At 38.6% G+C, this 16,168-nt stretch carries 14 protein-coding genes; all 14 read right to left on the bottom strand.

Annotated elements, in window-relative coordinates:
* Positions 1–252: 252 nt before the first annotated feature.
* The 14 genes from LI951_RS00455 to LI951_RS00390 all read right to left on the bottom strand — a co-directional run bounded on the left by LI951_RS00455 (position 253) and on the right by LI951_RS00390 (position 15,601).
* The gene (locus LI951_RS00455) at positions 253–1,962 is read right to left on the bottom strand and encodes a proline--tRNA ligase (protein WP_229440927.1); all 1,710 of its coding nucleotides are present in this window, start codon (positions 1,960–1,962) and stop codon (positions 253–255) included.
* Between the two features lie 251 nt (positions 1,963–2,213).
* Entirely contained in the window at positions 2,214–3,473 is a 1,260-nt protein-coding gene (gene rseP / locus LI951_RS00450) for an RIP metalloprotease RseP (RefSeq protein WP_202065908.1), read from the bottom strand.
* Positions 3,470–4,633, bottom strand: coding sequence for a 1-deoxy-D-xylulose-5-phosphate reductoisomerase (locus LI951_RS00445; RefSeq protein WP_229440926.1), 1,164 nt, complete (start codon positions 4,631–4,633; stop codon positions 3,470–3,472). The genes rseP and LI951_RS00445 overlap by 4 nt, the downstream gene beginning before the upstream one ends.
* A 57-nt stretch (positions 4,634–4,690) precedes the next feature.
* Positions 4,691–5,491, bottom strand: a complete 801-nt coding sequence (locus tag LI951_RS00440) for a phosphatidate cytidylyltransferase (RefSeq protein WP_202065895.1) — start codon at positions 5,489–5,491, stop codon at positions 4,691–4,693.
* On the bottom strand, positions 5,488–6,291 hold the full coding sequence (locus tag LI951_RS00435) for an isoprenyl transferase (RefSeq protein WP_229440925.1): 804 nt from the start codon (positions 6,289–6,291) through the stop codon (positions 5,488–5,490). The genes LI951_RS00440 and LI951_RS00435 overlap by 4 nt, the downstream gene beginning before the upstream one ends.
* A 249-nt stretch (positions 6,292–6,540) precedes the next feature.
* On the bottom strand, positions 6,541–8,166 hold the full coding sequence (locus LI951_RS00430; protein WP_229440924.1) for a PASTA domain-containing protein: 1,626 nt from the start codon (positions 8,164–8,166) through the stop codon (positions 6,541–6,543).
* Complete coding sequence (locus tag LI951_RS00425) at positions 8,159–8,833, bottom strand: ABC transporter ATP-binding protein (RefSeq protein ID WP_202065881.1); 675 nt, start codon at positions 8,831–8,833, stop codon at positions 8,159–8,161. The genes LI951_RS00430 and LI951_RS00425 overlap by 8 nt, the downstream gene beginning before the upstream one ends.
* A 13-nt stretch (positions 8,834–8,846) precedes the next feature.
* Positions 8,847–10,340 carry an ABC transporter permease gene (locus LI951_RS00420; RefSeq protein ID WP_229440923.1) on the bottom strand — a complete coding sequence of 498 codons (1,494 nt, stop codon included), beginning with the start codon at positions 10,338–10,340 and terminating at the stop codon, positions 8,847–8,849.
* A 415-nt stretch (positions 10,341–10,755) separates the two neighbouring features.
* Entirely contained in the window at positions 10,756–11,313 is a 558-nt protein-coding gene (gene frr, locus LI951_RS00415; RefSeq protein ID WP_202065870.1) for a ribosome recycling factor, read from the bottom strand.
* A gap of 2 nt (positions 11,314–11,315) precedes the next feature.
* Complete coding sequence (pyrH, locus tag LI951_RS00410; RefSeq protein ID WP_202065867.1) at positions 11,316–12,038, bottom strand: UMP kinase; 723 nt, start codon at positions 12,036–12,038, stop codon at positions 11,316–11,318.
* A 197-nt stretch (positions 12,039–12,235) separates the two neighbouring features.
* On the bottom strand, positions 12,236–13,117 hold the full coding sequence (tsf, locus tag LI951_RS00405; RefSeq protein WP_229440922.1) for a translation elongation factor Ts: 882 nt from the start codon (positions 13,115–13,117) through the stop codon (positions 12,236–12,238).
* A 119-nt stretch (positions 13,118–13,236) separates the two neighbouring features.
* Entirely contained in the window at positions 13,237–14,028 is a 792-nt protein-coding gene (gene rpsB, locus LI951_RS00400; protein WP_202065854.1) for a 30S ribosomal protein S2, read from the bottom strand.
* 624 nt (positions 14,029–14,652) lie between these two features.
* Positions 14,653–15,198 (bottom strand): ECF transporter S component, encoded by a 546-nt coding sequence (locus LI951_RS00395; protein ID WP_229440921.1) that lies wholly within the window; start codon positions 15,196–15,198, stop codon positions 14,653–14,655.
* Complete coding sequence (locus LI951_RS00390; RefSeq protein ID WP_202065837.1) at positions 15,185–15,601, bottom strand: DUF4430 domain-containing protein; 417 nt, start codon at positions 15,599–15,601, stop codon at positions 15,185–15,187. The genes LI951_RS00395 and LI951_RS00390 overlap by 14 nt, the downstream gene beginning before the upstream one ends.
* Positions 15,602–16,168: the final 567 nt, after the last annotated feature.

Below are 16,168 nucleotides of genomic sequence, written 5' to 3'. Positions count from 1 at the left end.
GATCCCTTAAATAACAGACCTGTTCTTCTCCTTCAGCTCTTAAAGTATCTGCTCTGCCATTTAGAATCATTGCTGCTGGGGATCTTCAAAAACTTTTATTTTCTTATCACTTTTTAAATAAAAGTAGTGGAACTTACTGAATTTCAAATTAAGAAAAAAGAAAAGGCTCTGTGACATTAATATGTCCAGAACCCTTAAACCCGAATAAACGGCTTTGTTGCGACCTCTTCAAGTCTATATTCTTCAGTTATTTCATTGATCGGTATTCAATAAAATTGACAATGTGTTTTCCAGTTCTTCTTTACGAACTTCCAGCATCTCGCCGGTTTTCTTAATTTTCACTTCCACTACACCGTCTACTGCTTTTTTACCAACTGTAATTCTGATCGGACACCCAATTAAATCTGCATCAGCGAACTTAACTCCGGCACGTTCATTTCGATCATCAAGCAATACTTCATAGCCGGCCTGATTCATCATTTCATCTACTTCTTGAGCCAGCTTGCTCTGGTACTCATCTTTAATGTTCATTTGAACAACATGTAAATCAAATGGAGCAATTCCTTTCGGCCAGTTGATTCCTTCTTCATTCGCATTTTGTTCAACAATTGCTGAAAGCAGACGGCTGACGCCAATTCCATAACAGCCCATAATAACTGGGATCTCTCTGCCGTTTTCGTCCAATACATTAGCATTCATCGATTCGCTGTAACGAGTTCCCAGCTTAAAGATATGACCAATTTCAATTCCTTTGGTAAAGGCCAGTACTCCGTTTCCGTCAGGTGAAGGGTCTCCTTCCTGAACAAACCGTAAATCGATATACTTAATTGGATTAAAATCTCTTTCAGGATTGACATTTTTATAATGGTAACCAGTTTCGTTGGCGCCGGCTACTGCATTGCCCAAGTCCTGAATACACAGATCCGCAAACAGTTTGACTTCCTCTGACAGCCCAACAGGACCAATTGATCCGAACGCTGCACCAATATATTTTTCAACCTCTTCCTCAGTTGCTTCATCCATGAAATCCACACCCAGAAAGTTTTTCAGTTTTACATCATTTACTTCATGATCACCCCGAACCAGAACCATGACCGGCTCGCCATCAGCAATAAATAAAAGTGATTTGATGATTTTTTGAGGTTCAATATCAAAAAATTCTGCAACTTCCTGAATAGTTCCAACCTTTGGTGTCGCCTCTTTTTTAAGAACCTGCTGACTCTCATGAGATTTTTTTGGTGTGTAAAGACTTGTTGCCATTTCAAGGTTTGCAGCATAATCACCTTCTGTAGAATAACAAATTGTATCTTCACCAATATCTGAAATAGCCATAAATTCTTTTGAATCTTTTCCTCCCATAGCACCACCGTCTCCGATAATTGCACGGAAATCCAGACCGCAACGTTCAAAAATTGCAGAGTATGCCTTTTCATAGTCTTTGTATGTTTCATCAAGACTATCATAACTGGAATGGAAAGAGTAGCCATCCTTCATAATAAATTCTCTTCCGCGAAGCAGACCAAAACGAGGTCTTTTTTCATCACGGTATTTTGGCTGTATCTGATATAAATTTAAAGGTAATTTTTTATATGAATTTACTTCATTTCTAATCAGTTCAGTAAATGTTTCTTCATGTGTCGGACCTAAAATATAGTCCCTGTCATTCCGATCTTTAAGCCGATACAGATTAGGTCCGTAAGTTTCATATCTTCCCGACTCTTTCCAAAGCTCGGCCGGAAGCAGTGCAGGCATCAGCATTTCCACTGCATCAATTTTTTCAAACTCTTCCCTCATAATCTTTTTCAGCTTTTCCAACACACGATTTGCCAGCGGCAGATACGAATAAAGTCCGGCAGAAACCTGACGAATATAGCCAGCACGCAATAAAATCTGATGGCTTAGAACCTCCGCATCATTTGGCACCTCACGTAAAGTAGGAATTAACATCTTTGACTGTTTCATTAAAAACTCTCCTTTGTCAGACAAGCAAAACCGCTCACTGCACTATTTTCCAATAGATTCGACACGAAAAAACTACTTTCAGTGAAATATCCATTATCAATCAGTCAGCAGCCTGTTACGCTTAACTACTAAATTTATTCAACTTATATATTAAAGAGCCTGACACCAGAATGGCTGTTCCAGAGCTCTTTTCTTTTGCGAAACCAACAAATTTCCCCACAAATCCAATTCACAGTAAATTGTTCTTTTTTTTAGAAAAAGAACCGTTGAATATCATTCCAAGTGACTAAAATCATCAACAGCATGATAAAACCTACACCGATCAGTGTCAGAATCATCTCTTTTTCCTGACTAAGCGGTTTGCCTCTGACACCCTCAAAAATATTCAGTACAAGCTTACCGCCATCTAAAGCAGGAATCGGCAACAGATTTACGATACCGAGATTCACTGAAAGCATTGCCATCAGCCAAATCACTGTATCAACACCAGATTTGGACGCTTCAGAGGAAAGCTGGAACATCATAACCGGTCCACCCAGTTTATTAATGTTAAAGTTTGTAAACATTGAACCCAGTGTTTGGAAAATCGTTGTTGAATTGTTGATTGTTTCAGTCAGTCCGCCCAACAATTTATCTCCCAAGCTGTCTTTCTTCGGAACTGCAATACCAATTTTCCCTGCCCCTGAGCTGTCCTCCTCAGGAGTTACCATAATTGTCTGAGTTTCATTCCCTCTCTTTACTTCAAATTCAAGAGGCTTTTCAGGATTTTCCTGAACAATAGTTATCAAGCTTTGCCAGTCTGCTATTTTTTCTCCATCAATAGACAGGACCTCATCATTTTCTTTTAAACCAGCCTCAGAAGCAACACCATCCGGAAGTACTTCACCTAAACGATTCGTATCCGTAACAGTCACTCCGCCATTCATGAATACCCAAATGGTAAAAAGTACAATCGCCAACAGGAAATTATTCATTGGTCCGGCAAAATTAGTCAGCATTCTTTGGCTTAGCTTTGCAGACTGAAACTGGACATCTTCCGGTGCGATTCGAATTTCCACCCCATTCGGCTCAATGATGTTTGCATCGTGATCCACAGTGTAAACCACTTCCTGCGACTCATCACCATTTTCATACCCTTTGATAAACAGCTCCTTTTCCAAATCGTACTCCAGCAATTCAATTGGAATACTGTTTGGCAGCTGAACTTTTTTACTGGTATTGATTTTGACAACTTTGTTCTCTTCATTAACCACCAGGGAGAGCATCATCCCGGGTTTAAGCTCCAGATCATCTTCTTCAGCTCCAGCCATTCGAACATAGCCGCCTACAGGTAAAATACGCAACGTATACGTTGTTCCGTCTTTTCCCTGATGAGAAAAAATCTTGGGTCCCATTCCAATTGCAAATTCACGAACTAAAATACCTGCCCGCTTTGCAAAAAAGAAATGTCCGAATTCGTGCACAATGACTAGAATCCCAAAGACAAGAATAAATGTAATAATTGTTTTCATAAATTTCCTTCTTCCTCTATCCATCTTTCTACATTGTTTCGTGTTTCTTTATCAATTTTGATTACATCATCTAAAGTTATTATCTGTTGTTCTATATGATTATCCACCGCTTTGATAATAAACGCTTCAATTTGAAGATAAGAAATCTTCCCTGAAATAAAAGCTGCCACCGCTACCTCATTCGCTGCATTATACACTGTAGGATAGCCTCCGCCCAGTTTTCCAACTTTATACGCCAATTTCAGCATGGGGAAGCGTTCATAATCCATTGGTGCAAAATGTAATGCCCCCATTGCTGCCAAATCAAATGGCTTTTCATTTTTCATCGGCAGCCGCTCCGGATAAGTCAATGCATACTGAATCGGTTCTCTCATATCACTCGGACCGAGCTGAGCCAGATAAGCGCCGTCCCGAAATACAATCATTGAATGGACTGTACTTTCTCTATGTAAAACAACTTTTATTTTATCATAAGTCATATTAAATAACCAATGCGCTTCAATGACCTCAAGCCCTTTGTTCACCATTGTGGAAGAATCAATTGTTATTTTTTCTCCCATTGCCCAATTAGGATGATTCAGTGCCTGTTCCAATGTAACTTCTTTTAACTCTTCTCTGGATAATTCGCGAAAACTTCCGCCTGATGCTGTAATAACAATTTCTTTTACATTATTACAGGGCTGATTTCCTTCCAGACATTGAAAAATTGCTGAATGCTCACTGTCAACAGGAAGGATAGACACGCCTTTTCTTACTGCGGCTGCCATGACCCATTCACCAGCCATCACCAATGTTTCTTTATTTGCTAAGGCAATATCTTTTCCTGCTTCGATCGCAGCCAGTGTAGGGCGAAGACCAATACTTCCGGAAACTGCAGTTAGAACAACATCTACTTCTGGAAGTTCTGCTGCTTCAATCATTCCTGCTTCACCGATACCGAAATGTACTGCAGGATATTCTTTTTCAAGCTGCTCTTTCATTTCAACTGTACCGACACCTACATACACAGGCTGCAGCTGTTCAATCAACTGACGGCCTTTATCAATATTGGAATGAAAGGTTAATGAAATAATTTGAAATCGCTCAGAATAAGCGTTGACTACCTCAATTGTACTTGCTCCTATAGAACCTGTAGCTCCTAATAATGAAATTTTTTTCATGGTAATAAAGAAAAACTCTGAATGGTCAGAGTTTTTATACCTTCCCTTCCCTTATTCTTAAAACAAACCAAATAGATGCATAACAGGAAAAACAAACAACAAACTATCAAATCGATCCAAAATGCCGCCGTGTCCCGGAAGTATTTTCCCGGAATCCTTCACATCGTAATGTCTCTTAATTGATGATTCTACAAGATCTCCAAACTGTCCGACAATAGAAAAAATGACTGTTAGTACCAGCATGACAGGCAAGCTGTAGGTAAAAGCTTCTTTCCCCGGAACAAGTGCGATATAAACACCGCCAACTGCCACTGCCGACAAAATACCGCCGATTGATCCCTCAATTGTTTTATTCGGAGAAACAGAAGGCAAAAGTTTTCTATTCCCAAATTTTCTTCCTGCCATATATGCGCCTATGTCTGTTGCCCAAACAACGAAAAGTGCATAAAGTAAAACCACTAAACCTGTCTCTCTTGCAGCTACAAAATTTTGAAATCCTACACCAAGATACAAGCTGGCAATTACCGGAAAACCTGCCTGCGAAATACTGTATGTATTTTTTGAAGCAACCAGCGCGCCCAATAAGATCATAACCATTAAATAAAATAAAATAAAATTATCTGTTTTTTCAGGTAAAAAGAAGAACCAGCGATCTTTCGGTAAAACCAATACAATCGCAGCTAATGCTGAAAGTATTCCCTCGAAGCTCAGCAGATCAAGACCCTTCATTCTAAATAATTCATAGACACCAACAACTGCTAAAGCTGCAGCTGTAAGCTCTATAGCAATACCGCCATATACAATAATTGGAATAAACAATACCAGTGCCGCAACAGCTGTAATGACCCGTTGTCTCATTTATTTTCCTCCTTATTCTGCGTCAAACCGCCAAAGCGGCGATTTCTATTCTGAAATGAAGCAATTGCAGATTCTAATAAAAAATCATTGAAGTCAGGCCAAAGCGCATCGGTAAAAAAGAACTCACTGTATGCAATCTGCCATAACAGGAAATTACTGATACGTTCTTCTCCGCTTGTTCGGATCAGCAGCTCCGGATCTCGTAGATCTTTGTCCAATATGTTTGTCATTAAATGCTTGGAAATTACTGTTTCATCAATATCCTGAGGAGTGATTTTGCCATCTGCCGCCTCTTTGGCAATTTGCTGAACCGCCGTTACTATTTCTGCCCGTGAGCCATAGTTTAAAGCAAAATTGAGCACCATTCCTGTATTATCTTTTGTCTGTTCAATTGCCCGCTTTACTGCATCCTGTGTATGGGCAGGCAGAAATTCTTTATAGCCCATCACTTCAACTCGGACATTCTCCTCAATCAGCTCAGGTACAAATGTATCAAAAAAGTCCACTGGCAGCTGCATTAGGAAGTTCACTTCTTCAGAAGGTCTTTTCCAGTTCTCTGTAGAAAATGCATACAGGGTCAGGACTTTCACTCCCAAATAACTCGCATGCTTTGTAATTTTTTTGACTGTATTCATCCCTTCTTTATGTCCGGCTATGCGAGGAAGTCTTCTGTTTTGCGCCCATCTTCCATTACCGTCCATGATAATTGCCACATGTTTAGGTATACTGCCGTTTTTATCAAATATATATTCAGATTCTTTCTGTATATACTTATCTTTCTGCGGAAAAAAACGAAACATATTTCTTTTTCCCTCCAATTTTAAAAATCTATCTAGACTATTATAGCAATAACTTTCAGAAAAACCTATGCAAAGATCAAATTTTTCTGTTTTGTTAATAAAATGAAAAGGATCTCCCAGCAAAATATTCATTCCAAGGCATTTACTCCTAAATTCTACGACCTTATAAAACTTTGTTTGTTTTTTTATAGTCTAAAAAAACGCAGGATCATTTCATCTTTCCTGCGCTTTTTTCATAAAAATTTTCGTTTAATTATCAACAGAAGCTGGATCTTCCTCTGTACGAACAATATTTCCTCGGCTGATGCTAATCCGAATAACGGCATTTGTTGACACAAATTCATTATACTGGCTCATCTGTACAACTGTTCCTTTCGTTACCTCAGAGTCAACATAATACACTTGGAAAGTTACGTTCGCACCTTTAGACTGATATTCCTCGTAGAAAATCTTTTGCAGGTCCCCTTCAAGTGTCGAATCTTTCAGGTCTCTTATAAATGGCTTTCCAATTGAATAAACCAGTTCTATTCCCGGTTTCTCAGCTTCTTTAAATGTTTGTCCTGCTTCAACAGACTGACTGACAAATCCTCCATAAGGTACCGTATCGTGATAAATCTGTCTAACTGAAACTGACTCATTGCTTTCAGCATCAGTCATGGACATTTGAGAAAAGTCTGGAACAACATAAGCCTTTCCAGTCGAAATGACAACTGGGAATTTATCCTTTTTAGCCAGCTTCGTTCCTTTTGCCGCCTCTTGAGAAATCACTTTTCCAGTTTCGACTGTATCAGAATCGCTTTCGGAAATTTCAATTGCCAGCTCATTTTTCTTCGACCACTCTTCTGCTTCCTCCTTCGTTTTACCAACGAAATCAGTCACTTCAATTGTCTTTTCCAGCGGCTCTGCCCCTTTTGAAAAGTAAATATTTGCTTTGTCTTTTCTGCGATACGTTTCCACGGTGATATCTTTTGCTCCAATTTCAAGCTTAATAAACTCGCCGGCTGGTTTTGTCTCATTGTATTCTTCAATGAGACTGAGACTGTCTGCTTTGTTGGCTGCAATCCATTCATTCGCAGCTTCTTTAGACATATCTTTAAATTCCGGCAGCGCAATGACTTCTTCTGGATCAGGTCCTAAGCTGGCATCAATGAGTAATTCACTGCCCTTTTTAATTTTTTTATTTTGAACATTCTGAGAAATAATTTGATTTGTTGGTTTGTCAAAATCATAAATCTGTTCAATTTTAAGTGTCACACCGTTTTCTGTTGTCCAAGCTCTCGCCTCTGACAATTCCTTTCCAACAAAATCAGGAACGGTTACATGGGTATATTGATAGTAGGCAAAAATTCCAATTCCAATTGCCGCCGCTGTCCCTATTGCCAAAACAATATACTTAATAATCTTTTTTCTGCGATAACCAGGGTCTGTCTCTGTCAGCTCTTCTCCCGGAGCTGCTGTTTCATTTTCATACTCCAGTGATTGCTGGACAGGCTCCTGTATCTGTTTCACAGCTGCTTTAGAAGCAGTATTTTGAGCCTGCTGCTCATTTACTCCCTGAAGCAGCTGTACCTCTGCTGCTTCACGAGCTGCCTGCCGCTCATACCTCTGCTGCTTCTTTTGCCTCAGCAATTCTTCTACAGAAAGCTCTCCTATCGGCTCTGTCTGAACATTTTTTATAGGCTCTGACGTTTTTTTTAATGAAGATTCTGCTGAACGCAAATCATTTTCCTTTACAGCTTTTCCTGTTTGTTTCTGCTCTGATTCCTGACCTTTTTGACTATTCTTTCTTTGGCTGTCCTTCTTCTTTTCATAAAGCTTATCCTGACGTGTCTTCTCATAATTTTTATTTTCGAAGTTTGCTAGAAAATCACTCATATTGCTTCAACACACCTTTTTTCAAATAATAGGTCTTGTCAGACTGACTGGCAATTTCATTTGAGTGTGTAACAACAATCACGCATTTATTGTGCTGCTTCGCCAGTCTTTTAAAGATGTTGACAATTTCCTGCTCCATTTCCTCATCCAGATTTCCTGTCGGTTCGTCTGCTAAAATAATATCAACATTTGTTGACAGTGCTCTGGCAATTGCTACACGCTGCTGTTCTCCACCTGAAAGCTGATTAACAAGACGATCTGCTTTGCCTTTGGTAATCCCAATGTAATCAAGAAGATTATAGGCTACTTCTTTTTGATTTTCCGGCAGCTTATTATCGGTGATTGACATTGCAACCAGTACATTTTCCACTGCGGTTAAATAAGGTACCAGATTATAGCTTTGAAAAATAATACTGATTGCATCTCTGCGGTATTTATCATATCCTATCGTCTTAATGTCCTTATTTTTAAAGAGGATTTGTCCCGACTTAGGTGTATCCAATGCACTGATTAATGATAGAAAGGTGGTCTTGCCGGAACCGGACTGCCCTAATATAGTGTAGAAGGTTCCTTTTTCAAAAGCCGCATTTGTATCCTTTAGGATAAAGCGGCGCTTATCGCCATCCTGATAATAGTAATCCATTTTTTTCGTTTCCAGTATTGCCAATTTTTTTCCCCTCCTACATCATAATTTTTTTAGGATCAAGCCGAAGAATGTACAATAGAGGAATAACAGCGGAGAGCAATGTTGTTGTCATTCCAACAACCAGATAGGTAACGATATATCCCAGAGAAAACTCTACTTTATAAGAGTTCATGACATCTGTATTTGTCAAATTCGTCGTCCCCAAAGAGTCCCCTCCATAATAGACCATGCCATCCATCATTGTGTCCGCTGTACTCAGCATATCACTGTTCAATAATGCATCCGAAACAACTTTCCCCAGGAAATTACCTGTAAGTAATGACAAAATCAGAGCGATACCGCTTATTATGACCATTTCAATAATAATCTGTCCCATTACATGACCTCTTTTGTCCCCAAGAGAAAGGTAAATGCCCAGTTCATGTTTTCTATCCCGCATAAACAGTAGAACGACTAATGAAATAATCAGCAGAGCAGCTGCAACGGCTATTGTCACGACATAGCCGGAGATTTTAGAAAGGCTGCCCATACTGCCTGCAATTTGGTCGTACTGATCCGTTGACGCTCTCACTGTGTAAAGTTCAGGCAGCAATGGCTGTGTCTCTTCTTTAAAAGCTTCCACTTCATCTGCATTATTCATAACATAAACAGGTGTGTAATAATACTCATCTTCATTCGTTGTCAGAAACTCTGCTTCCTCTGGAACTTTTTCAATATATTTTTCTGTATACGTTTTATTCATTTCAAGGACCGTTTTGTTCGGCATGTACATCGTGTTCATTTTTTCCATTGACAGGTACTGATTCTCACTGTCACTTGCAGCAGCTGTGGAGCCGTCATTTCCTTTATTTTCTTCCAGCTCAACCGTTGTCGGCTCAAATATTCCAATAATTTCTACCGGAATATCTATTTTAAACACCTCATTCATTGTACCCTCTTTGGTGTACTGAGTCCCTATCTGGTCAATGATCATCTGATCACCCACTGAAAGTCCGTTCTTTTCAGCAACCTTGGATGAAATAACAGCAACATTATTCCCTTTAGTGATATCCTCCTGAGTAAAGGTTTTCCCTTCGGTTACATTAATTATTTTTTCTTCAGCATCTAAAATTCCCGGCAGATTCGAGCCTTTTATATTGAAGCCCTGTGAGGTAATGTACGATTCATCATTACTAAAATCTTCCATTGTTGCTGCTTTCAGTGTCTTTGTTTCTATCCAGCTGGTGATATTATAATCATAATATTTCACATACGGCGATTCACCCACCTGCTTAATAAGATCCTCTGACAAAAATTCCATCTTGAAATCTTCTGACATAAAAGCATCTTGATTGTTCTCATAATCTATTTCAATACTTGCCAGTCCGCCTAACTCTTTTTTGATATTTTTTTCAACATTCTGTGTTGACTGCTGAATGGCAATCGCTCCTGCTATAACGTTTCCCAAAATAAAAATCACTGCGAACAAAAGAATGGATTTTCCTTTTCTTCTGGCAACGCTGTATAACGCCCTTTTGACAAAATTCACATCCTCAGCTCCTTAACTATAATTTCTTTACTCATTCCTCATTATTCCATAATATAGAGGGAGTTACAATCTTTTTCTGACTTAAAAGAAAGATAAATCAAACATCCCTTGCGCCAATTTCCAAATAACTTTTTATAAAAAAAAGTATTTATCCTTTAAATCTCTATTTATTTCCATTTTTCTTAAGATATTGATAGAATAAAAAACTTAAATTATTGCTTCTTACCAAGAGGATAACTGATTCTTTCTGACAATTATCTGACTTTTTGAAGAAAATTTGCTCCGCTTCATTCTTTCAACTCTATAAAAACTCAATTTTGAATTGTCCTTTCCAACTGCTAATGAAGAAATAGAAAAAACACCTCTGACAGGGAAATATTTCCCAACCAAAGGTGTTGTGACTGCAGTTCTTGTATTATACTTCCAATAATTCTTTTTCTTTTTCCGCAGTAATGGCATCAATATCTTTCACGCCATCATCTGTCAGTTTTTGAACATCTTTTTCAAGACCTCTTAGTTCATCTTCAGTAATGTCTCCGCTTTTGTTCAGTTTCTTCAATTCATCCATTGCATCACGGCGAACATTTCTAACTGCAACTTTCGCATTTTCAGCTTCCTTCTTAACATCTTTAGCCAATTCTTTCCGACGCTCTTCAGTCAGCTGAGGAATAACCAGACGAATGACATTTCCGTCATTAGTTGGGCTGATTCCAATATCACTTACCTGGATTGCTTTTTCGATGTCTCCAATTGAATTTTTATCAAATGGAGTAATCATCAGAACACGTGCTTCTGGAATAGTGATAGATGCCAATTGGTTAACCGGAGTCATCGTTCCATAATATTCTACTGTCACACGATCCAGCAAGCTGGCATTTGCTCTTCCTGCACGAATCTGACCTAATTCACGCTCCAGACTTTGTGCTGCTTTTTTCATTTTTTGTTTTGCTGTTTCCAATACTTTTTGAGACATTATTATTTCCCCCTTACAGTTGTTCCAATATTTTCACCAAGACATGCCCGACGGATATTTCCTGGTTCGTTTAGATTAAAGACAAGCAGCGGAATATCATTATCCATACTCAATGAGCTTGCGGTTGAATCCATCACCTGCAGTCCCTTGGAGATAACATCTAAATGTGTCAGCTCTTCATATTTGACTGCGCTGGCATCTACTTTCGGATCAGCAGAGTATACACCATCAACATTATTTTTAGCCATTAAAATAACATCCGCATCAATTTCGGCCGCTCGTAATGCAGCAGTTGTATCTGTTGAAAAATACGGATTTCCTGTACCTCCGGCAAAAATGACTACACGTCCCTTTTCAAGATGACGTTCTGCTCTTCTGCGAATGTATGGTTCTGCAATTTGTCTCATTTCAATAGACGATTGGACCCGTGTTGGTACACCTAAATTTTCTAAAGTATCTTGCAATGCCAGTGCGTTCATTACAGTTGCCAACATTCCCATGTAGTCAGCCTGAGCTCTTTCCATCCCCATTTGGGCACCGATTTGACCTCTCCAGATATTCCCGCCGCCAACGACTATAGCCATTTCAATACCAAGTTCATGAACCTCTTTGATTTCCTGCACAATTTCTTTAATAACAGGAGGTTTAATTCCAAAACCATCGTTTCCTGCTAATGCTTCACCACTCAGTTTCAATACTACACGCTGATATTTAGGTTTTACCATCTTGTCTTTTCCCTCCAACATTTCTCTAAAGTCATTCTATCATAAGACAGGCATTCTTTCAGTTAATTCTTCTATATTGCTTAAAAAAAAGGAGCGCAGCAAGCTGCGTTCCCGTTAGGTAGGAACAGAAATGAGCAGCTTACGAAAATCCGGTAGAATTTCCAAGTTACTGTTTCTGCGCCTTCCTTCATTCAAAATTATTTTTTCATTTGACTCATTACTTCGTCAGCAAAGTTGTCTTCACGTTTTTCGATGCCTTCGCCCACTTCAAAACGTACAAATGAGTTCACTGTTCCGCCTTTAGAAGAGACATAGTTTTTAACAGTCATATCAGGATCTTTAACAAATGGCTGATCCACTAAAGAAATTTCTGCTTTAAATTTGTTCAGGCGGCCAATAACCATTTTATCTACGATATTTGCTGGTTTGCCTTCATTCAACGCTTGTTCAGTCAAGACTGTTTTTTCATGATCCAATTCTTCTTGAGGAATTTGAGACTCGTCAACATAACGAGGGTTAATTGCTGCAACATGCATTGCGATGTCTTTCGCCACTTCTTCGTCAGTAGTTCCGTCAACAACAGATAGCACAGCAATACGACCGCCCATATGCAGGTAAGCACCAAAAGCAGCATTGTCTGCTTTTTCAACAATTTCAAAACGACGGAAGCTGATTTTTTCTCCGATAACTGTTTGAGCTTCAATCAGTTCAGTTTCCAAAGTTCCTTTATCCGTTTTAATTGCCAATGCTTCTTCCATAGAAGCTGGTTTATTTTCAGCCACTTCTTTTGCAATGCTTTTAACTAAATCTTGGAACATTTCATTTTTAGACACGAAGTCAGTTTCTGAATTCACTTCAACGATTGCTGCGAAATTTCCATTAACTGCTACATTAGCCAAACCTTCTGCTGCAATACGGTCATTTTTCTTGCCGGCTTTAGCCATGCCTTTTTCACGCAGGTAGTCAACAGCTTTATCCATATCGCCTTCAACTTCCACTAATGCTCTCTTAGCATCCATCATACCGACACCTGTCATGTCACGTAATTCTTTTACCATCTTAGCTGAAATATCTGCCATTTTCTTATATCCTCCTCAAATAGTTGTCAAAATTGTTTTTAAAAAAGCTATCTCAAAGGAGAATCAGGCCTATCGCCCAGCCCTTGAGACAGCTCCGTCATCTATTATTTATGCTCGTGTTATTCTGCAGCGTCTTCGCCGGCACCTTCTACAACTTCAACAATTTCTTCGATTGATGTTGCTTCTTCAGGTGTTTCTTCAACGAACAGCTCTTCAACTGCCTGATCTTCACCTTGGTTTCCTTCGATGAAAGCATCAGCCATTTTAGCTGTAATCAATTTAACTGCACGAATTGCATCGTCGTTTGATGGAATTACTACATCGATCTCATCAGGATCGCAGTTTGTATCAACCATCGCAACGATTGGAATGTTCAATTTTTGTGCTTCCTGAACCGCAATACGTTCTTTACGAGGATCAACAATGTACATTACATCTGGAATTCTAGGCATATCAGCGATACCGCCTAAGAATTTTTCAAGACGTTCACGTTGTTTGTTTAAACCAACAACTTCTTTTTTAGGAAGAACATCGAATGTTCCATCTTCTTCCATTTTATTGATGTCTTTCAAACGTTTGATACGTTTTTGAATAGTATCCCAGTTTGTTAATGTTCCACCTAACCAACGGTGATTTACATAAAATTGTCCAGCACGGATTGCTTCATCTTTGATTGCTTCCTGTGCTTGTTTCTTAGTACCTACAAACAAAGCCACGCCGCCTTCTTCTGCAACGTTTTTCATGTAGTCATAAGCTACATCTACCAATTTCACTGTCTTTTGCAAATCAATGATGTAGATACCATTTCTTTCTGTGAAGATATACTTCTTCATTTTTGGGTTCCAGCGACGAGTTTGGTGTCCAAAGTGTACGCCGGCTTCCAGCAATTGTTTCATAGAAATTACTGCCATGTTTTGTTTCCTCCAATTTGGTTTTTTTCTCCCTCTCTCTATCTTTATGCTCTTTGAAGAACTGAATAAATCAGCACCGCTTCGCAGATGGATAGAGATGTGGATTTTTTGTGAATTTACTCTCGTAAACGCACCTCTAGTATTATACAATACGATTTTTGAATTTGCAAACAAATTTCATCAGCTTTTTCCACTTATTTCGAGTCATTTATTTCTGTCCTTTCTCTTCATATATTTTGTATTAAAAAATAGCTGAGAAACAGTAATATTTTGTCAACTTACATTAAAAGGATGAATGTTAAATGAAACAATTAGAAGCTATTGTTTTTTTGAATTGAACAGCATAGCTAAAGGAATTGAAGCTGGTAATTATACGTTGAAGACAGCAGTTACAAAACTGATTACAGCAAAAGCAAGTTGAAATTATCAGTATTCAACTAGGAACATGGCCTGCCAGAAAATCTTTACCGTTTTTATAGAAGATACATCAGCTATAACCAGCCTTGTAAAACAGCTGCTGATTCCCAATTTCCTTTGACACTGCAAAAATTCTTGATCGTCCGATCTTTTTGTTTCTCACTAACTCAAACATAAATCCTATCATTAGAGTGATTGTACTTGCTGCTAGTTCTCTCTATCTTCATTATTTTCTAATTTTTTAAAAAGCTTTCCAAATAATGGTGCTAAAATCCAATGAAATCCGCCATTTCCAGCTGCATGCAGCATATCAAACGTTAGTCCTTGAAGATAATAGACCCAAAAACTGGTGACTCCATATATTTGAACACTAATTACAGAAATGATAAAACCATAGATAAATCCTGCTAATACACTGACAACAATTTGAATGATCAAATGCTGCCGATACCAGTGAAACTGCCGCAGTATACCAACTAGGCAAATAATACATACATAGCTGGCTAATTGAGCGATCGTCCAAACACCCATCCCCATATATAGATTGGTCACCAGTACTGATAGTAAACACACCACTACCCCTCTGCTTGCCCCTAGTTGTAGTGTAAGGATTAAAAAAATTGCAGTCATCGGCTGTACATTGGGTATAACTTGAAGCAGTATGCGTCCAACAGTAGCCGCCGCTGCCATCAAACCAAGATAAGCAATTTCTCTAACAGAAAAAATAGTCGAATTCTTTTTAGAATTTTGCATAGGTAAACACTACCTTATCCCCGTCTTTCAAGATCGTTTCATTTGCACCTGTATTAACCATCTCCTCATTAATTGTATAAGTCCAGTAGCAGCCCTCATCTGCATTTTGTTCAATGCCGTCAATTGCCTGAATCATTCCGCTGTCTTCTGCCACCTCATAATTGGCCTTTAGAACCATCATCAAATCGCTGCCTTCCTTAAAAGAAACCTCTCTCCCTGCAACCTCTTCCCCGTCTTTTACCAATGAAATCAACGCAGTTATCTGATTCTCCTCAACCTTGCCGGAACTGAACTGTCGAGTATCTTCTGTTGTGCTGTCAGCTGTCATACCTGAATTACCAGAACAACCACTAATCATCAACAGACCAGCTATAACTATACTGCCTGCTAAAATCTGTTTCATTTATCCCCTCTCCTATACGATATTCTTTTTATTTTAATTTCTTTACCAATTATGTCTAGAAATCTGACGGCAACTAGTTTCAAAACATAGAAATGGGTAAAATCTGTTTAAAGAAGGCAGCTTGCCGCAACCTTCATATTGTCGTATACGTACTATCATATTTCGTTCCCAAAAGCTGACTTTCAAGTAAGCTACTTTAGAGAATTGATACTTACTAGTCTATTCTAAAGAATATCTGACAGAAATTCTCCAGCTTTACTTGGACACCCAAAATAATTTGGAAAGTGACAACTCAATGTAGCTGATTTTTATTTCCGCGGGATAAATCATACCTGATATAAAAATTTTATATACTACAGAAAATTCTTATATCGATTTGAAGCATGTTGACAATTTGGATTCCTCTATAGTACTCAACCGCTTCCTAACTAAGGTCATCTTTGTTTATATTAGATGAAAAAGGCTGAAGTACACAATAGGTTTGCTTCAGCTTTTAACAGGCAAACACTTTTTCCCTGACACAAGTGTTTTTTCATTTATTAACAGAGGGTCTGATTTCGTCTTCTT

Source organism: Enterococcus sp. BWT-B8, assembly GCF_020567625.1.
Lineage (GTDB): Bacteria > Bacillota > Bacilli > Lactobacillales > Enterococcaceae > Enterococcus_L.
The sequence above is the reverse complement of the archived record's forward strand: the minus strand, read 5'-3'. Positions and strand labels throughout refer to the sequence as shown.